Origin of the sequence: Maribacter sp. 4U21 (assembly GCF_002742365.1) — a bacterium.
Classification (GTDB): Bacteria; Bacteroidota; Bacteroidia; order Flavobacteriales; family Flavobacteriaceae; genus Maribacter.
Genome location: NZ_MDGN01000055.1, coordinates 23,833 through 41,452, shown reverse-complemented (window position 1 = coordinate 41,452; position 17,620 = coordinate 23,833). Strand labels below are relative to the sequence as shown.

General features: G+C 43.0%; 18 protein-coding genes. 12 read left to right on the top strand and 6 right to left on the bottom strand.

Going from position 1 to position 17,620, the window contains the following annotated elements; translation table 11 throughout:
- Window positions 1–135: 135 nt before the first annotated feature.
- Window positions 136–1,290: a cystathionine gamma-synthase gene (locus BFP77_RS11945; protein WP_099574261.1), complete on the bottom strand. Its 1,155-nt coding sequence runs from the start codon at window positions 1,288–1,290 to the stop codon at window positions 136–138.
- A gap of 85 nt (window positions 1,291–1,375) precedes the next feature.
- On the opposite strand from BFP77_RS11945, the gene BFP77_RS11940 reads away from it, so the two are divergent.
- Window positions 1,376–2,125: a DUF3298 and DUF4163 domain-containing protein gene (locus BFP77_RS11940; protein ID WP_099574260.1), complete on the top strand. Its 750-nt coding sequence runs from the start codon at window positions 1,376–1,378 to the stop codon at window positions 2,123–2,125.
- A 2-nt stretch (window positions 2,126–2,127) separates the two neighbouring features.
- Here BFP77_RS11940 and BFP77_RS11935 read toward each other — a convergent pair whose 3' ends face one another.
- Window positions 2,128–2,583, bottom strand: a complete 456-nt coding sequence (locus BFP77_RS11935) for a DinB family protein (protein ID WP_099574307.1) — start codon at window positions 2,581–2,583, stop codon at window positions 2,128–2,130.
- Window positions 2,584–2,668: 85 nt separating this feature from the next.
- Between BFP77_RS11935 and BFP77_RS11930 the strand changes: the two genes are divergently transcribed.
- From BFP77_RS11930 to BFP77_RS11910, 5 genes are all read left to right on the top strand, one after another.
- Window positions 2,669–3,022 (top strand): arsenate reductase family protein, encoded by a 354-nt coding sequence (locus BFP77_RS11930; protein ID WP_099574259.1) that lies wholly within the window; start codon window positions 2,669–2,671, stop codon window positions 3,020–3,022.
- The gene (locus BFP77_RS11925) at window positions 3,019–3,906 is read left to right on the top strand and encodes a DMT family transporter (protein ID WP_099574258.1); all 888 of its coding nucleotides are present in this window, start codon (window positions 3,019–3,021) and stop codon (window positions 3,904–3,906) included. Before BFP77_RS11930 ends, BFP77_RS11925 begins: the two co-directional genes overlap by 4 nt.
- Before the next feature lie 159 nt (window positions 3,907–4,065).
- Window positions 4,066–4,527, top strand: coding sequence for a hypothetical protein (locus BFP77_RS11920; protein WP_143751899.1), 462 nt, complete (start codon window positions 4,066–4,068; stop codon window positions 4,525–4,527).
- Between the two features lie 8 nt (window positions 4,528–4,535).
- The gene (locus BFP77_RS11915; protein ID WP_099574256.1) at window positions 4,536–5,264 is read left to right on the top strand and encodes a zinc-dependent metalloprotease family protein; all 729 of its coding nucleotides are present in this window, start codon (window positions 4,536–4,538) and stop codon (window positions 5,262–5,264) included.
- Between the two features lie 48 nt (window positions 5,265–5,312).
- Entirely contained in the window at window positions 5,313–7,664 is a 2,352-nt protein-coding gene (locus BFP77_RS11910; RefSeq protein WP_099574255.1) for a thrombospondin type 3 repeat-containing protein, read from the top strand.
- 4 nt (window positions 7,665–7,668) lie between these two features.
- Here the strand turns inward: BFP77_RS11910 and BFP77_RS11905 are convergent, their stop codons facing one another.
- Both BFP77_RS11905 and BFP77_RS11900 read right to left on the bottom strand, forming a co-directional pair.
- Window positions 7,669–8,295, bottom strand: coding sequence for a GntR family transcriptional regulator (locus BFP77_RS11905; protein WP_099574254.1), 627 nt, complete (start codon window positions 8,293–8,295; stop codon window positions 7,669–7,671).
- Window positions 8,296–8,359: 64 nt separating this feature from the next.
- Window positions 8,360–8,839 carry an acyl-CoA thioesterase gene (locus BFP77_RS11900; RefSeq protein WP_099574253.1) on the bottom strand — a complete coding sequence of 160 codons (480 nt, stop codon included), beginning with the start codon at window positions 8,837–8,839 and terminating at the stop codon, window positions 8,360–8,362.
- Between the two features lie 117 nt (window positions 8,840–8,956).
- Between BFP77_RS11900 and BFP77_RS11895 the strand changes: the two genes are divergently transcribed.
- Complete coding sequence (locus tag BFP77_RS11895; protein ID WP_099574252.1) at window positions 8,957–9,931, top strand: NAD(P)H-dependent flavin oxidoreductase; 975 nt, start codon at window positions 8,957–8,959, stop codon at window positions 9,929–9,931.
- Window positions 9,932–9,943: 12 nt separating this feature from the next.
- On the opposite strand, the gene BFP77_RS11890 is transcribed toward BFP77_RS11895, so the two are convergent.
- Both BFP77_RS11890 and BFP77_RS11885 read right to left on the bottom strand, forming a co-directional pair.
- Window positions 9,944–11,587 (bottom strand): FAD-dependent oxidoreductase, encoded by a 1,644-nt coding sequence (locus BFP77_RS11890; RefSeq protein ID WP_099574251.1) that lies wholly within the window; start codon window positions 11,585–11,587, stop codon window positions 9,944–9,946.
- Window positions 11,588–11,589: 2 nt separating this feature from the next.
- Window positions 11,590–11,871, bottom strand: coding sequence for a UBP-type zinc finger domain-containing protein (locus BFP77_RS11885; RefSeq protein ID WP_099574250.1), 282 nt, complete (start codon window positions 11,869–11,871; stop codon window positions 11,590–11,592).
- Window positions 11,872–12,026: 155 nt separating this feature from the next.
- Here BFP77_RS11885 and BFP77_RS11880 point away from each other — a divergent pair, with 155 nt between their 5' ends.
- The 5 genes from BFP77_RS11880 to BFP77_RS11860 all read left to right on the top strand — a co-directional run bounded on the left by BFP77_RS11880 (window position 12,027) and on the right by BFP77_RS11860 (window position 17,603).
- Complete coding sequence (locus BFP77_RS11880) at window positions 12,027–12,989, top strand: YheT family hydrolase (protein ID WP_099574249.1); 963 nt, start codon at window positions 12,027–12,029, stop codon at window positions 12,987–12,989.
- Window positions 12,990–13,112: 123 nt separating this feature from the next.
- Window positions 13,113–13,592 carry a c-type cytochrome gene (locus BFP77_RS11875; RefSeq protein WP_099574248.1) on the top strand — a complete coding sequence of 160 codons (480 nt, stop codon included), beginning with the start codon at window positions 13,113–13,115 and terminating at the stop codon, window positions 13,590–13,592.
- A gap of 133 nt (window positions 13,593–13,725) precedes the next feature.
- Window positions 13,726–14,430: a membrane or secreted protein gene (locus BFP77_RS11870; RefSeq protein WP_099574247.1), complete on the top strand. Its 705-nt coding sequence runs from the start codon at window positions 13,726–13,728 to the stop codon at window positions 14,428–14,430.
- 617 nt (window positions 14,431–15,047) lie between these two features.
- Window positions 15,048–15,341, top strand: a complete 294-nt coding sequence (locus BFP77_RS11865) for a GIY-YIG nuclease family protein (RefSeq protein ID WP_099574246.1) — start codon at window positions 15,048–15,050, stop codon at window positions 15,339–15,341.
- A gap of 633 nt (window positions 15,342–15,974) precedes the next feature.
- On the top strand, window positions 15,975–17,603 hold the full coding sequence (locus BFP77_RS11860) for a type I restriction-modification system subunit M (RefSeq protein ID WP_099574245.1): 1,629 nt from the start codon (window positions 15,975–15,977) through the stop codon (window positions 17,601–17,603).
- The last annotated feature ends 17 nt before the right edge of the window (window positions 17,604–17,620 follow it).

Genomic DNA, 17,620 nt, shown 5'->3' with positions numbered 1-17,620 from the left:
CAAAATTATGCTATTATTATAATTTGAAGTCCTAATTTTTTACAATTCACTAAAAATTATTGTTTTAATGGCATTAATTTAATTTCTCTACATAAAAGCTAAACTTTCCATAGGATTGGTGCGGAAAGTGCTTTATTATCCTATTGCCTGTTCTAAATCTGCAATTAGATCATCTACGTCCTCAATCCCTACACTTAAACGTATCAACGCATCTACGACACCACTTTTTTCTCGCTCCTCCTTCGGTATACTGGCATGGGTCATACTCGCAGGGTGACCTGCTAAACTTTCCACACCGCCCAAGGATTCCGCCAATGTAAATACTTTAAGTCTCTCTACGATTTTTACGGCGTCTTCGTAACTACTCCCCTTGGGTACAAAAGAAATCATACCCCCAAAATCGGTCATTTGGCTTTTTGCCACATCATGGTTGGGATGGTCCTCAAATCCGGGCCAATATACTTTTTCAATCTTAGGATTGTTGGTCAAGTATTCCGCAATGGCTTTCCCGTTTTCGCAATGCCTTTGCATGCGAACATGCAATGTCTTTATACCACGTAATACTAAAAAGCTATCCATAGGGCCGCATACGGCACCACTCGCATTCTGTATGAAATAAAGTTTGTCTGCGAGGTTCTTGTCTTTTACGACCAAAGCTCCTACCACCACATCACTGTGTCCTCCTAGGTATTTGGTAGCGGAATGCATCACAATATCCGCACCCAAATCCAACGGGGTCTGTAAGTAGGGTGTGGCAAAGGTATTGTCAACCGCCAAAAGAAGGTCGTACTTTTTTGCCAACTGCGCTGCGGCCTTAATATCTATAACGTTCATCATGGGATTCGTAGGTGTTTCTACCCATATCAACCTCGTTTTATCGTTAATAGAACCCTCTATTTTCTCGGCGTCTTGCATCCCAATGAAATGGAACCTAATGCCAAATTTTTCAAAAATCTGTTTAAACAATCGGTAACTACCACCATATATATCATTAATAGACACCACCTCGTCCCCGGGACTCAATAATTTAATGACGGCATCGATGGCCGCCAGACCGCTTCCGAACGCTAGGCCATAATTTCCATTTTCTATACTGGCCAAGGAATTCTCCAATGCCGTGCGTGTTGGGTTGGCACTTCTAGAATATGCATAACCCCTATGACCTCCTGGAGTGGATTGGGCGTAGGTAGAAGTTTGATAGATAGGCGGCATCACCGATCCATAGGCTTTATCGGGCTGTTGCCCACCATGAACGGTTTTACTGTTGAATTTTAATCTTTTTTCACCCATCGTCCTATATTATCCTTACAAATGTATCGTTATCTTTTGGAGAATACAATGAAGCTGTACTTTTGTCCTAAATGAGCTATGCCCCATGAAAACCCGAATCATTTGCCTTTCTGTACTATTACTTACCTTTGGTTGTAAAAAAGACCAAAGACTTACGTTAGAACCTACTTCCATTACAGGGAAGGAATGCTCGGATTGTCCCGTAATCCAGGTTTCCATTCCTACAGCTTTGGGCAAAACCAAAATTGATAATAGTGTTAATACCGCTTTGCGGGAAGAAGTGATCGCTATCTTAAATTTTGACGAGGAGACCGCGGCCTCAACCATAGAAAGTGCCATAAGCTCCTTTAGTGCTGCGTATTATGATTTGAAAGAAAAATATACCGATGAATCTACCACTTGGGAGGCCAAAATAGAAGGAAGCCTTACCTATGAAGGCGAAAATATCCTGACCATTAAGTTAGATTCCTATTTATTTACGGGTGGCGCCCATGGCTATAGCACAAGTCGCTTTTTGAATTTTGATAAAAAGAGGGGTCGAGAATTGGAACGGTCCGAACTCTTCAAAGACATGGATGCATTTCAAGATTTCGCCGAAGAAAAATTTAGATTACAGGAACAAATTCCAGAAACAGACCCCATAAACAGCACTGGATTCATGTTTGAAGGGGATTCCTTTTATTTACCTCAGAACATCGGGTATACCCAAAACGGATTACAACTCTTTTATGAACAGTATGAGGTGGCCTCCTATGCGGACGGGCCCATAACCCTTACCGTTCCCTATATCGAAATAGAAAAATTTATGCAGGTACCGGTAAAACAAGTGCGTTAAGCTTAGAGCATTTTTCTGATTGCGAAAATAGAACCAAGGTGAATACCTTCATGGAATAAATTAAAGTCGGCCGCATCCTGCACATTGCGTAACGTTACTTTTGCACTGGTAGTGTATTCATTGAAATTTTTGAAAAGTCCCGCTTCGTAATCTTCTTTGGTCCAGGTTATCGTTGAAAGTAAGAAATCTGCCACCATCTTCATTTCGGCATCGGTTGCGGTACCATCTGGCACAGTACCTTTTTTAAATTTGTCTACCAAAGCTTCTGGCACCCGCATCTGCAGTCCGCTTAACTTATACACTAAAATTTGCTGGGTCACCACCACGTGGGCTATGTTCCACCAGATATTATTACGAAATCCCTGGGGTATTTTCAGAAGGTCTTCATTAGGGGTCTGTTCTAAAATGGCGTGTAAATTTTTACGGTTTTGCAGGGTGATTTCCAATTGATTCTTCAAAGGGTTTGTTTTTTTAATGAGCCCTAAAAGTAGCACAAATCCTATTATTTGAGTTTCTTTGCAAGGTGAATTTTAAGCATCTCCCATGAAAAAAATATACCACTTAAGTTCTTGCAACACCTGCCAGCGCATTATAAAAGAGCTACAACCCCTGGACGGATTTACGCTTCAGGATATGAAAGCAGAACCTATAACAACGGCGCAGCTTGAAGAAATGCGTGCATTAACGGATAGTTATGAATCTCTTTTTAGCAGACGAGCGGTACTCTATAGGGAAAGAGGTCTGGGCAATAAAAATTTAAGTGAAGACGATTACAAAAATCTCATTTTGGAACAGTACACCTTGTTAAAGCGACCCGTACTAATCAATGGTGGGGAAATTTTTATAGGAAATAGTAAAAAAGTCGTTTCTGGGGCCAAAGAAGCCATTCACTCTTGAGTAAAAGGACACTAGCTTTTTTAGCAGCAATAGGAGCTACTACCATCTACGGCATTAACCATACTTTGGCCAAAGGCGTAATGCCCAATTATGTGACGCCTTTTGGTTTTATATTCCTCCGAGTGGTGGGGGCGGCCGTATTGTTTTGGGGCATCTCATTTTTTGCCCCTAAACAAAAAATATACAAAAAAGACTGGGGCAGAATATTGCTTGCGGCCGTACTTGGGATGGCCATAAACATGTTATCCTTTTTTAAGGGCCTACAACTCTCCACTCCTATAAATAGTGCTGTTTTAGTTACCATTAGTCCTATCGCCGTAGTGGTGCTATCCGCATTTTTACTCAAAGAACGCATTACCATAAACAAAGGTTTGGGTATTTTCCTAGGCTTTGTAGGAGCCGTTTCCCTTATCCTTTTTGGAGCAGAAATACGGCAAGATGCACCCAATATACCGCTGGGCAATATGCTGTTCATCTTAAATGCCGTAGCGTACGGCGCGTATCTGGTGGTTGCCAAAAAATTGGTCGCCAAATACCACCCCTTTACACTCATGAAATGGCTGTTCACGATTGCGGTTATCATTAATTTTCCCATCACTTTTGCGGATTTCTTAAAAATAGATTGGGTTACCATGCCCCTTTGGGCCTACGGTGTGGTCGCCTTTGTTATCATCGGTACAACATTTTGCACCTATCTATTCAACATCTTTGCAATGACGGAGCTAAAATCCAGTACCATCGGAGCTTTTATTTATGTGCAACCTATTGTGGGTATCATCTTTGCCTTGGTTACCGGAAAAGACTCGCTCACCCTTATCAAAGTTGGGGCTGCCGCCTTGGTCCTAATAGGGGTCTATTTGGCCAGCAAAAGAGTGAAACCCTAGTGCATTTCCCAAAATTCTTTTTCCTTAGATTACCGTTCATCGTGTTCACACACTAAATCGGCTGTATTCACCGTTTACCATTCAAAGAAATACTTTATCGGTGTAATAGTCTGATGAAGTTTCTAAAAATTAGCCCACTCTAATTTAACCTACGCCCTGATGTTATATTATTTTAGGATTACACTCCTAGTTGCCATTTCCCTATTTATGCTTACCAATGCAGCCGCCCAAAATCAAGATCCTATTTTAGTGAACAACGACGTATCGTCCTTGTTATCCTCATTAAAGAATTTGGCTACGTCCAAGAGCTTAGAAGACGCACCCGTCTTTAAACTATCGGATAAGAAAACATTTGTCTTAAATCTCAATGTGGAGAAGGTCGTCCAAAAGGAGCGTATTTTTATCGGTACCATAGGAACAACAAAAAACTCCTCCTTTACCCTATCTTTTGACGGTAAGGTCTTAAAGGGACATATCCTGGAGAAGAACGCTAATCGTGCTTATAACGTTTTCTCACTACCCAATAAGAAAGTCTATCTAGAGGAAACGAACATCAATACCATTCTATGTGTGGATTATGTTAAGAGTACCTCTACAACGCAAAATCGCCAAGTAGCCTAGTTGCTAAAATGGCGCCAACAACATTAGAAAGTAGACCAGGCGCCACTGCCGTCGTCTATTTAGATTTTGATGGGGAAACGGTTTCCGGTACGAGTTGGAGAAACGGGAACACGGTAAATACAGAACCTGCCGGTTTTTCAGATGCGGAAATTATTAGGACCAGGGAAATAATGGCAGAAGATTTTAGTCCATTTAACATGAACATTACCACCAATAGAGCGGTCTATGAACAAGCTCCCAACAACCAGAAAATGTTGTGTATTTTCACTCCTACGGATACTGCTACGCCTGGTTCCGGTGGTGTAGCCTTTATAAATTCTTTCTCCAGTAATGCCAATAATCCTTGTTGGGTCTATAATATAAGAAACGCCAAAGAGGCTGGTGATACAGGCTCCCATGAGGTGGGACATACTCTTGGCCTAAACCATGATGGCAAAGGAACCACGGAATACTATCGAGGCCACAACGACTGGGCCCCGATTGTGGGTTTTAGCCCGGGAAAACCTATTGCGCAGTGGAGTTTTGTAGAATACAGCAATGCATCTAATACAGAGGACGATATTGCCATCATTACCAACTCCCGTAATAATTTTGGCTTTATCCCGGATGATCACGGCGATGACATTGATAATGCCACGGAGTTGATCGCCAATGGTGCAGGGATTGTGGACGAAACGCAGAATCGCGGCATCTTGCACAATAGGCAGGATACCGATGTGTACAGCTTTCTGGCCTAATCCGGAGATGTATCCTTTCAAATTTCACCGGCCGAGAATGATCCTAATTTGGATATCAACGCAAGAATTTTAGATGCTTTGGGGGCAGAGGTCACTGTGAGCGACCCAAGTAATACTTTAGTGGCAAGTTTTAGTACCACACTGCCGGCCGGTCTTTACTACTTGGAAATTGATGGTGTAGGCAACAAAACCGTAGAAGACGGTTACTCCGATTATGCCTCTATAGGGCAATATGTTATTTCTAACCAATATACCGTTCAATCTCCGGAAATTGACCTTCGAATTATAGCTGTTAGCCCTGATGGGGACGATTTTATATGTGGTGATGTTAGCCCTGTTGTAACCGTTAGAAACAGCGGCTCCAATACCATTAACGGTTTTGATGTCAACTATGCGCTTAATGGCGATACCCCAAACACCTTTAGCACAAATACCGTACTTGCACAGGATGAAGAAGTAACGCTTACCCTTCCCGCGCTGCTCCTAGAAAATGCCCGCAATACCGAATTGAACATCAATGTTATCATTGAAAATGATGATATTTCCTCCAATAACGCTGCGACCACCGAATTCTTTGGTAACAAGGCAGCCGTGGCAGCCCAGGCAAATACTTTTGAAAATGACAGTGATGCACTCATTGCTTTTAGTACTGATGCTAATGATCCCGTGTGGGAAAGAGGTGTTGCTTCCGGCAGTGTTTTAAACCAGACCGCAACCAACGATACGTCTTACGTTACTAATTTAAATGGAGACTATCCAGATGGTAGAACCGCTTATCTCATTACCAATTGCTATGATTTGTCTACCATTGACACTCCTGTTTTAAAATTCGATATGGCGTTCGACCTAGAATCAAATTTCGATATTCTCTACGCAGACTATTCTACAGATGGAGACACTACTTGGAACATTTTGGGTACAAGCGGTAGTCGACCCGCATGGTATAATAGCAATAGGACCAATACCTCTTCTGGAAATGATAATGATTGCCAAAACTGCCCTGGAGCACAGTGGACCGGCACCAACGTGCCCTTAGCGAATTACGGTTATGATTTTACCGCCAATGCCGCCCTAGGAGAAATGGATCTTACACAGGAAAGCAATGTTCTTTTTCGGTTTGTATTTCAATCGGATAATTTTATTGCCAACGAAGGTGTGCTTAGCGATAATCTTATTATGGAAGGTTCGGAGCGCAAGAATGAAGATGATGATAACGATGGTATTTTAGATGTGGACGACAACTGCCCCTTGACTCCCAACCCCAATCAACTGGATAGTGACGGAGATGGTATCGGTAATCTATGTGACGATGATGACGATAACGATGGCATTCCTGATGTAGATGACAATTGTATACTGACCGCTAATGCTGATCAAGAAGATACGTATGGTGATGGTATAGGTAATGTTTGTGAGGACTTCAACTACGACGATGGTGATGGTGTAGCCAACGATATGGATAACTGCCCTTCCTCACCTAATGCGAATCAGGCCGATGGTGATAACGATGGTATTGGGGATGTATGTGATGCCGATTCGGATAATGATATGGTCCAAAATACCACAGATACCTGTAACCGAACACCGTTGGGCGCTAGGGTAGATGCCTCGGGCTGCCAAGTATTCTTTATTGCAAGGGAAAATTATAGCGTTGCTAGTACATATGAGCGTTGTAGGGACCTCAATGATGGTACTATTTCCATAGCCAGCAGTGAATCTTATACCCACACGGCGGTAATTACCGACGGTACTACTTCACAAACGCTAGATTTTACAACAAATGCACTGTTTGAAGGCTTAGAGACGGGCAACTATAGTGTCTGTATCACCATAGCCGAGGAGGCCAATTATCAAGAATGTTTTGAAATTACTATCGATGAGCCCGAAGTCTTTGAAGTAGTTCCAGTAATAAATCCTGTGGAAAATACTTTCTCCTCGGAAATTTCTGGAGTTGGAAACTATACCGTTGTCTACGGTGAGGAGACCATAACGGACAATTTAGGCTTTTTAAGTTTCCCCATTACCGATAGTAGAACGCAGCTCACGGTAACATCCGAGAGGGACTTTGAGGAAGTCTTTGAAGAATTGATTCTCCTACAAACGGACTATCTCGTATGCCCCAATCCAGTAAACAACGGCGAACTATTTATAACAAGTTCTGGTGTTCTAGAACCTAATATTTCGCTTCGTTTGTATAACATGGGTGGTGTGCTTCTAAGGCAAGTATTTATTGAAGACGCCACCAACGATCCGTTACGATTGGATGTCCTTGGTCTAGCTAGTGGTAATTATATTCTTAACATAGAAACGGCCACTGAAAACAAGGCCTATAAGATCATCATTAGGTATCGCTTAGTACGCTTTATTTGTCAAAATATGTTGCCGCTAAAATACTTGTAACCTGCTATCCGCAGTAAAAAGCGTCTTTTGATCGCTCAATATGTGCCGCCATAAGCTGTGCCGCTTTCTTCGCATCTCTTTGGTGAATGGCAGAAACAATGTTAAGGTGGTCCTGAATCACTTCTTGCTGGGGAATATCTATTAGCCCTATAAGTTCCATGGAGGACAAGAAGTTACCTTGCTGATAGAGCTCGTAGAGTTTTTGGTTACCGCAATTTTTCATGATCAAATAATGAAAGTACACATCTATCTTATGGAAAACCGTATGACTGCGTATCCCTTTTTCAAAGGGCACCAACAGATTTCTTAAATCGTCTATTCGTGCCTGTGGGGCCAAATGGGTAAATAACTCCGTGGCTTTTGTTTCCAGACCAATCCTGCAATCAAAAGTTTCCAGGATTTCTTGGGTACTTAATTCCCTGACCCGCATACGTCCAAAGGGAGAATGAACCAGAATGGACTCCGTAGCCAATTGCTCTAAGGCCTTGTTCAGAGGGTCTAAGCGTATCCCTAACATTTCAGACAAGCGTTCTTGAAAAATAGTTTGCCCAGGAGACAATTTCTTGGTCACTATCATTTTCTTAACCTGTGTGTAGGCTACCTCTGTGTGTTCTTCGCTAAATTGATGCATGTAAGAATAAAATTACAAATCTAATATACAATGACACGGCCTTTATATCCGAATACAGAGCTAATTATCCGTTTAAATCCTTCGGAGTTTTGGCAAATTTACGGGTATCCTCCTTCGTGAGCACCCGGAATCCGTCTGCTTTTTCGGCGGCACTGAAACGTTTTAGAAAATCATTGGTAAGCCCCGTCAGTTTTCTGGTCTTTAAATCCATCCAAGCCCCCATCATCTCACAATGGGCAAAACTTTCTCCCTTATGATTGTAGAAATTATGGTGAAATTCAAAAAACTGGGCATCCTCGCTCATTCCCATGATTTCCATGGAAACCTTTACAGGCCTTCCGGGGAAGGCTTCCTTAAAATAGTACATGTGCTCATAGAACACCACGGGACCTATTTCATGCTGCGCCAAAGTTTTTTGGTCAAACCCCAGCTCCATTAAATAGGCCATACGGGTATGGCTCATATAGTTTAAATAAGCGGAGTTGGCCAGATGCCTATTAGCGTCCACATCGCTCCATCTAATTTCAAATTCCTTTAAATACATTGTTATATTTTTTGCTATGCATGCATAATACCTGATAAAAATACCATAGTTTTGGAAGACAACGGAAAAATCCGTGTGATTTTTTTATTTAATTTTCCATCATTAATACGCTAAACGATGTCTACAAAACCCGCTTTTATCAAAGAACTTTCGCTACCGGCCATTGCCGCCCCCATGTTTTTAATCTCTGGTCCAAAACTGGTCATAGAATGTTGCAAGAACGGAATTGTAGGCACCTTCCCAGCGCTGAACCAGCGCACAAGTGAAGGCTTTGAAGAATGGTTGATAGAGATAAAAACTGCGCTTCAGGAATTTGAAGAGGAAACCGGCAAGAAGGCCGCACCGTTCGGTGTAAATCTTATTGTACACCCTACGAACCCTCGTTTGGAGGCAGATGTAAAACTTTGTGTAAAACATCAAGTTCCTGTCATTATAACCTCACTTGGTGCGGTTTCTATGGTCGTGGACGCCATACACAGTTATGGCGGGGTGGTTTTTCATGATATCATTAAAAAGAGACATGCTGAAAAGGCTGCCGAAGCGGGAGTGGATGGTTTAATCCTTGTTGCCGCCGGTGCAGGGGGCCATGCAGGTACCATTAACCCAATGACCCTGGTTGCGGAAATTAAAAAATTCTTTCATAAAACGATTATCCTCTCAGGTTGTATCAGTACCGGTAGGGACATTGCTTCGGCCCTTCAGATGGGAGCGGATTTGGCCTACATGGGTACGCGTTTCATCAATACCACAGAAAGTAAAGCTACGCCGGAATACCGTAAGATGATTATTGATGCTGGTGCCAGTGATGTGGTATACACCGCAGCGATTTCAGGCGTACACGCCAATTTCTTGGGCGCAAGTTTAAAAGCCGCAGGCATTACCGAGGAAGACCTTAAAAAGGATGTGAAAATAGATTTTGGTAAAGAATTGGATACCGAGGCCAAAGCTTGGAAAACCATTTGGTCCGCCGGTCAAGGTTCTGCCCTCATCGAGGACAATCCTTCCGTATCCGAACTTGTGGAGCACCTAAAAACCGAATTTACGGAGGCTATTCAGGAACAACTTAAGGTGCTGGAAACCTACCCGAAGTAATCATACCGTGTTTTAATTACTCTTCGCATTCAGCTCACCCAAGAACTGGTGCACTTGACTAATGGCCATAGAACCTTCTCCCACGGCAGAAGCAACTCTTTTTACGGAACCTTTTCGTACATCGCCCACGGCAAAGAACCCAGGGATACTAGTTTCTAGGGACTGCGGTTTTCGATTCCTATAAATCTCACAGGTATAAAGGTCTTCCTCCGCTATTCCCGGCCCGGTACAAATAAATCCTTTTTCATCGGTGGCCACCAAATCCTCTAACCATTCCGTACAGGGTTTCGCCCCTATGAACGTAAAGAGATTGGTTATCGCCTTTTCTGAATTGCCTTCACCCCTTTTAGTTAAGATGACCGATTCCAAATGGTGGTCTCCCCTAAGTTCAGTGACCTCGGTATATAATTGCACGTAAACATCCTCCGATGCTTCAATACGCTGCACCAGATAATCGCTCATTTTGGCACCCAGATCACCTCCGCGCAGAATCACGTGTACCTCCTTGGCATGGGCCGCCAGAAACAGTGCGGCTTGCCCGGCCGAGTTTCCACCACCTACTACACCAACTATCTCATCTTTACAGGAACTGGCGTTCATTCCCGTTGCGGAATAGTAAACACCACTGCCTTCGTACTGCTCAATATCCGTTAAGGGTAACTGGGAATAATTGGCCCCTGTCGCAGCCATTAAGGCTTTTGATTTTATGACCTTACCATTGGTGGCACATAGCATAAAGTGGTCCCCGGTGTGCTGAATCTTTTCCGCCTTATGGGGAATGGAAATATTACAGCCGAACTTCTGTGCCTGTACATAGGCTCTATTGGCAAGGTCGTTACCTGATATTCCCGTAGAGAAACCTAGGTAATTCTCAATTTTGGAACTCTTCCCCGCTTGTCCGCCCGGGGCATTGCTATCTATGGTCACCACACTAAGTCCTTCTGAAGCGGCATAAACGCTCGCCGCCAATCCGGACGGACCCGCACCTATGATCAGCAGATCAAATACCTTATCCTCAAAATCCATCAGTACGCCCGTATACCGTGCTAGTTGTTCTAAAGTGGGCTGCTTACAGACACTGGTCTCACCATTCATTAAAATGGGCAGTGCCTCCTCTTTTAGACTAAAGTGGGCCAGCAGTTCTTTCGCTTCTTGGGAAGTATCGATATCCAAAAAGGTATACCAGATGTGGTTTTTATCCATAAAATCCCTTATGGTATAGGTGGCTTTGGAATTTCCTGAGCCGACCAGTTTTATTCCGCCGGTGTAATTGGAAAGCACGGCCTCCTGTCTCAGTAAAAAGGCATTTAATAAAACATCACTGATATCGCTTTGTTTGGTGATCGCCTCCTTTAGGCGTGCCGGAGAAATACGTAATAAGGTTGTTCCCACTTTCGCTTTGGCTACAAATTGCGAGGCCCTATGACTTAACATACTGCTGTCACCGGAAAATTGATTCTTATGGTGTTCCACGATCACATCATCGGAATTTGCCCCCGCAATGGTCAAGGTTCCTCCCAGCACTACGAAAAAATCGTACTGGGTATCCCCTAGGGCGATGGTAACTGTTTCCGTATCAAAGGATTCCGTACTTCCGTATGCTTTTAGGGTGTTTATTTGTCTTTGGGTAAGCTCTGGAAAACGAGGGTCTTTCATATCTATAAGCGGTATTTGGCAAGGATTTCATGTTCGTAACACCAGGCCCATCTTTCCTTAGGCTCGGCAGAAATTATAATAGGATGACTACTTTGAGCAGCGTGTTTGCTAGCATGTTTATTGGTCGAGCTATCGCAGCAAAGCGTTACTCCACAAGACTGGCAAGTACGCAAATGTACCCACGAAGCTCCTATTTTAACACATTCCTCACAGGTATAGGATTCCGGTTTTCTTAGTTCCGTAATCGCTTTGAGATGTTCACAAACCGTTCCTCTAAATTCCATTTTTAAAGTTACGACAAAGTTTATATTTTTTTGTTCGATGATGAAATGGTTTCTTCTTTTGGCTGTTCTATAAAGCCCCGTTCATCTAAAAAAAGTGGAGCTTACAAATAATCAGTATATTTAGAAAGATCGAATACCCCTAAAACCGACCTGCAATGCCCCTTGTCAGCTCTAACTATGACCCGCCTCTTTTTTTTAAGAATGGCCACCTCGCTACCGTATACTCCGGACTCCTAAGAAAAGTGACCGGTATACCACAAGAACGGCAACGCATTAGCCTGCCCGATGGGGATTTTCTGGATTTGGACTGGAGCCTGCCTACCTCCCCGACAACAAAAGTAGTGGTGGTCCTCCACGGTCTGGAAGGCAATGCACAACGCCCCTACATCCAAGGCAGTGCAAAGGCGTTGGTCACCACAGGTTATGCGGTCTGTGCGGTTAATTTTAGGGGATGCAGCGGTGAACCCAACACCTTGTACCGGTCCTATCACTCTGGAGCTACGGAAGATTTAATAGCGGTGGTGGACTACATTCTCCACGCCAAAAAATATACACAAATCTATTTAAAAGGCTTTAGTCTGGGCGGTAACCTCCTCCTAAAATATTTGGGCGAGGGCACTAGCGTTCCGGCGGAAATCAAAGGCGCGGTTGCGGTCTCCGTTCCCTGTCAGTTAGCGGATTCGCTTTCGCAGCTCTTGTCCTTCAAGAATATCGCCTATTCAGCACGTTTTAAAAAGAACTTGGTGGAAAAACTAAAGGCCAAGCAACAGCTATTTCCTGAAAAAATATCGGATGCGGATATTAAAAACGTGGTGACGCTCAAGGATTTTGACGATATCTATACCAGCAAGGCCCACGGGTTTACCGATGCCATGGATTACTACACCCAATGTAGTTGCCTACAGTTCCTAAAAAATGTTCAAGTGCCATCGCTCCTTATCAATGCGCAGAACGATTCCTTTCTCGGGGAGGATTGCTATCCCATTGAAGAAGCCAAATACAGTAGCGCCGTTTTTCTAGAAATTCCCAAATATGGCGGACACGTAGGATTTCACGGTACTTCAAATTTTACGTATACGGAACGCAGGGCGGTGGAATTCTTTTCTAAACTGGGTTAAAGGTAACACAGCATGAAAAATTCACAAGAAAAAATCATTTTGTATCGTATCGCAAGCCGCTGCTACGGATAAAAATTCCTATCTTAGACCTTCTAATAACAACAACGCTTAAAAGACAAAGAAATGCGAAAACTACTCACCTTATTAGTGCTAAGTGCCTTAGTGATAAGCTGTGGCGAAAAGAAGGAAGAAAAGAAGGATGGTTTTGAAATGAACCGTGCCAAGAAAGAAGTGAAAGCTGCGGATACCTCCGAAGGTGTTCCCGTGGATATGGACAATAAAGGAGTAGGACCCATAAAATCGGTGAGTTTTGCGGATGATATCGATGCGGAAATGGCCGCTGCCGGTGAAGCTAAGTATCAAGCGATCTGTACGGCTTGTCATATGGCGGAACAACGAATGATAGGCCCAGCCTTAAAAGGTGTTTACGAGCGCAGAAGTCCGGAATGGGTCATGAACATGATTTTAAATCCTGATGGAATGCTCAAGGAAGACCCTATTGCAAAAGCCCTTTTAAAAGAATACAACAACGCTATTATGCTCAACCAAAACCTTACCGAGGAAGAAGCACGAAACGTTGCAGAATACTTAAGAACCTTATAGTTCTAAAACACAAGGTATTAAATGCCCTTATCCTTTACCGGATAAGGGCATTTTTTATGCACTTCCGGGACCTGTACCGTTTGTGATTGGACTGAAAAAGTAGTACTTTATTGGCTCTTAAATTCTTGTTATTATGAAAAAAGTTGCCGGTTATTTTCTTGTATTGTTCACCTGTAGTTTGGGCTATACCCAGTCCTTAGTTGGCGCCTGGGAAGCCACTATGGAAAAGGACGGTCGCACGCTAAGAAATGTGGTCATCTTTTCAGCATCGCACCAGGTAGCAACTTCCTATGACGCCAAGACGGGTGCTTTTGTAGGCACCAATGGTGGTTCGTGGTCCTTGGCGGATAATTCCCTTACCGAAACGGTGGAGTTCCATTTTGAAAAACCCGAGCGTGTAGGTACGACGAGTAGCTTTGAAATTGAGCTAACGGCAGACGAACTTAAACTGAAAGACTCGGATACCGTATGGAAACGAATTGATAACGGCACTCCCGGTGCCTTAGCCGGTGCCTGGTTGATTTCCGGGCGTATGCGTGACGGAGAAATCCAAAAACGAAATACGGACCGACCCAGAAAAACAATGAAAATACTCTCTGGCACACGCTTTCAATGGATAGCCTACAATACCGAAACCAAGGAATTTATGGGAACGGGTGGCGGCACGTACACCACAGTAGATGGCACGTATACCGAGCACATAGAATTTTTCTCCCGAGACAATGCACGCGTAGGCGCCAGCCTAGAATTTAACTACGAGCTTAAAGATGGGGACTGGCACCATTCCGGTCTTAGCAGCAAAGGAAAACCCATTTACGAGGTCTGGAGTCTGCGGTAGGATTGCTTTTTGTCTTTGGCCTCCTGCCCTGAGCTACTGCCTTCGACTCCGCTCAGGCCGCGCAGGCTCCGCAGGCAGCACCGGTAGCTCTTGCAACTGTTACTTAAAAATAAAATGGATGTCACTTCGAGTGAATTTTCGAGGCACAAGGAAATTAGTATCGAGAAGCTCATGTGAACTAAAGGGTACTCTCCCGAAGTCTCGGGAACAACGCCTCTTTCAGGGCGCCACTCGAACTGACAAAACGTATACCCTAAATCAAAAACCAATTGTCACTTCGAGTGTTTTCAAAGTAGCGATAGCGAAGTTGAAAATGCCTGTCCTGAGCGGAGTCGAAGGGTATCGAGAAGCTTTCGTGTTCCATTGCGTTCTCGATACTATTTGCTTGTCAGCAAATCACTCGAACTGACAGAAGAGAAAAACGAGATGTCACTTCGAGAGAATTTTGTGAGCGGTCACTGAGCGGAGTCGAAGTGAACGAACAAAATTAGTATCGAGAAGCTTTCGTGTTCCATTGCGTTCTCGATACTATTTGGTGTCTTCGACTCCGCTCAGCCAACAAATCACTCGAACTGACAACGCATATCCATTCAATACAATTTTGCTATTTTAACATCATGAAAATCTTTTACGTTTATCTTTTAAAATGTTCGGATGATAGCTATTACACTGGAATAACATCAGATTTAAGCGAACGAGTGGAATCACATCAAAACGGAAAGTATAAAGACAGTTACACCTCTTCTAGAAGACCAGTTCAATTGGTTTTCTATTGCGAATTTACCGAACCTGAACAAGCTATTGAGACCGAGAAACAAATCAAAAAATGGTCAAGAGCGAAAAAAGAAGCATTAATTCAAGGTGAGTTTGAACGTCTTCCCAATCTTGCAAAGAAAAAATTTAACCGATAAGAATTTTATTAAACCTGATTGTCACTTCGAGTGGTTTTTTCACCACAGGGAGCAATCCCCAAGCTTCGGTAGTATAGAAAAGCTTATTTGTTACTGAACTCTCTTCTAAAACCTATTGTCACTTCGAGTGAATTTTCGAGGCACGAGGAAATTAGTATCGAGAAGCTTTCGTGTTCCATTACGTTCTCGATACTATTTGCTTGTCAGCAAATCACTCGAACTGACAGAAAGAAAAACGAGATGTCACTTCGAGTGAATTTTGTGAGCGGTCACTGAGCGGAGTCGAAGTGAACGAACTAAATTAGTATCGAGAAGCTTTCGTGTTCCATTGCGTTCTCGATACTATTTGCTTGTCAGCAAATCACTCGAACTGACAGAAAGAAAAACGAGATGTCGTGAACGAACAAAATTAGTATCGAGAAGCTCATGTGAACTAAAGGGTTCTCCCCCGAAGTATCGGGAACAACGCCACTTCAAGGACGCCACTCGAACTGACATAACGTAAACTTTAAACTAAAACCTCTTTTTGTAAGGAAATCCTTAAAAATTACGGAAATGCCCTTTCTAATACCAAGTTGAAGCCTTATTTTGGTGGTACTATTAACTCACCCCTTTAAAATTTAGGTTTGATATATGGCCAAAGCTGACATAGACTTTGAAAAAGAACTTTGGGATGCCGCTAACGAACTTCGTGGGGCTGTCTCCGAAAATAACTATAAAAACTACATTTTACCACTTGTCTTTTTAAAACATCTTAGTGAACGTTTTGAGATAGTTAAGGATGAACTCAACAATGAATTAAAGGAACCTGATTCTAAGTATTACACTACTGATAAAGAGGAGAAAGAATACGTTCTTGCCGACCCCGACGAATACCGTTCACGGAATACCTTCATGATACCGCAAACTGCCTCTTGGCAATATTTGAAAGACAATGCCGAGCAGGACGATATTAAAGTAATCATTGATGATGCTTTCGATGTCATTCAAGAATTACTTACTGCGTATAACCCACAATTAAATAATCTACTCCCTAGAATATTTGTGAAGAGCGAACTTTCCGCTAAACAGTCTGGCGGAATCATCAACTTATTATCACACCCAAAATTCTCGGAAAAAGAAAACCCTGAAAGCGATATTTTGGGGCGAATTTATGAATACTACATTGGTCGTTTTGCCATGGCCGAAGGTTCTGGTGCCGGACAATTCTTTACACCTGGCAGTATAGTACGCTTATTGGTGGAACTATTGGAACCATACAAAGGAAGAATATTTGACCCTGCCTGTGGTAGCGGCGGCATGTTCGTGCAGAGTTTAAAATTCATCAAAGAACACGGCGGCGACAAAGGTGATATTTCTATCTACGGTCAAGAAATGACCGCGCAGACCTTACGTTTGTGTTTAATGAACCTATTATTGCGCGACCTTTCGTTTGATATAAAATTAGGAAACTCCCTGCTCGATGATAAGTTTCCAAACCTGAAAGCTGATTTTGTAATCGCCAATCCACCATTTAATGTGAGCAATTGGCATCCCGAGGATTTACCTGAAAACGACCCGAGATTATTTGGTCCTCGTGAAGAATTTACGACTGATGGCAGCGCTAACTATATGTGGATGCAAACGTTCTGGAACCATTTGAGCGATACCGGTACTGCAGGTATTGTAATGGCAAATGGAGCCATGACTTCTAATACCAAAGGCGAAAAGAATGTTCGGCAATATATGGTAGATGAGGGAATGATAGATTGCATTGTACGCATGCCGGACAAACTTTTCTTGACCACCGGTATACCTGCCTGTTTGTTCATTCTTAGTAAAAACCGTGATGGCAAGGACGGGGAACACCGGGAGCGTATGAACGAAATTTTGTTTTTAGATGCAGCCAAAATGGGTACGATGGCCAGCCGTAAACTACGCGTTTTTGAAGATGATGATATTGACAAAATTGCGGACACTTATCATGCGTGGCGCACCAAACCAAATTCTGTCACTTCGAGCCTTTCTCCTTCGCTCAAGACAGGCTCAATCGAGAAGCCCTACGAAGATGAACCTGGCTTCTGCAAAGCAGCTACTATAGAAGAAGTGCAAAAACAAGATTATAAATTAACACCGGGCATTTATGTTGGTACAGAAGCCGAAGAAGATGACGGCATCCCTTTTGAAGAAAAAATGGCGGATTTAAAGGCAACTTTAGTAACCCAATTTGAAAAAGGAGAAGAATTGAAAAAGCAAATTATAGAGAATTTTGATAAATTTTAAATATCCCTGTTCATTAA

Bases quoted from the DNA above. Each gene is read 5' to 3' on its own strand.
- BFP77_RS11945 (WP_099574261.1), bottom strand. From the start codon at position 1,290: ATGGGTGAAAAAAGATTAAAATTCAACAGTAAAACCGTTCATGGTGGG.
- BFP77_RS11940 (WP_099574260.1), top strand. From the start codon at position 1,376: ATGAAAACCCGAATCATTTGCCTTTCTGTACTATTACTTACCTTTGGT.
- BFP77_RS11930 (WP_099574259.1), top strand. From the start codon at position 2,669: ATGAAAAAAATATACCACTTAAGTTCTTGCAACACCTGCCAGCGCATT.
- BFP77_RS11920 (WP_143751899.1), top strand. From the start codon at position 4,066: ATGTTATATTATTTTAGGATTACACTCCTAGTTGCCATTTCCCTATTT.
- BFP77_RS11915 (WP_099574256.1), top strand. From the start codon at position 4,536: ATGGCGCCAACAACATTAGAAAGTAGACCAGGCGCCACTGCCGTCGTC.
- BFP77_RS11905 (WP_099574254.1), bottom strand. From the start codon at position 8,295: ATGCATCAATTTAGCGAAGAACACACAGAGGTAGCCTACACACAGGTT.
- BFP77_RS11900 (WP_099574253.1), bottom strand. From the start codon at position 8,839: ATGTATTTAAAGGAATTTGAAATTAGATGGAGCGATGTGGACGCTAAT.
- BFP77_RS11895 (WP_099574252.1), top strand. From the start codon at position 8,957: ATGTCTACAAAACCCGCTTTTATCAAAGAACTTTCGCTACCGGCCATT.
- BFP77_RS11890 (WP_099574251.1), bottom strand. From the start codon at position 11,587: ATGAAAGACCCTCGTTTTCCAGAGCTTACCCAAAGACAAATAAACACC.
- BFP77_RS11885 (WP_099574250.1), bottom strand. From the start codon at position 11,871: ATGGAATTTAGAGGAACGGTTTGTGAACATCTCAAAGCGATTACGGAA.
- BFP77_RS11880 (WP_099574249.1), top strand. From the start codon at position 12,027: ATGCCCCTTGTCAGCTCTAACTATGACCCGCCTCTTTTTTTTAAGAAT.
- BFP77_RS11875 (WP_099574248.1), top strand. From the start codon at position 13,113: ATGCGAAAACTACTCACCTTATTAGTGCTAAGTGCCTTAGTGATAAGC.
- BFP77_RS11870 (WP_099574247.1), top strand. From the start codon at position 13,726: ATGAAAAAAGTTGCCGGTTATTTTCTTGTATTGTTCACCTGTAGTTTG.
- BFP77_RS11865 (WP_099574246.1), top strand. From the start codon at position 15,048: ATGAAAATCTTTTACGTTTATCTTTTAAAATGTTCGGATGATAGCTAT.
- BFP77_RS11860 (WP_099574245.1), top strand. From the start codon at position 15,975: ATGGCCAAAGCTGACATAGACTTTGAAAAAGAACTTTGGGATGCCGCT.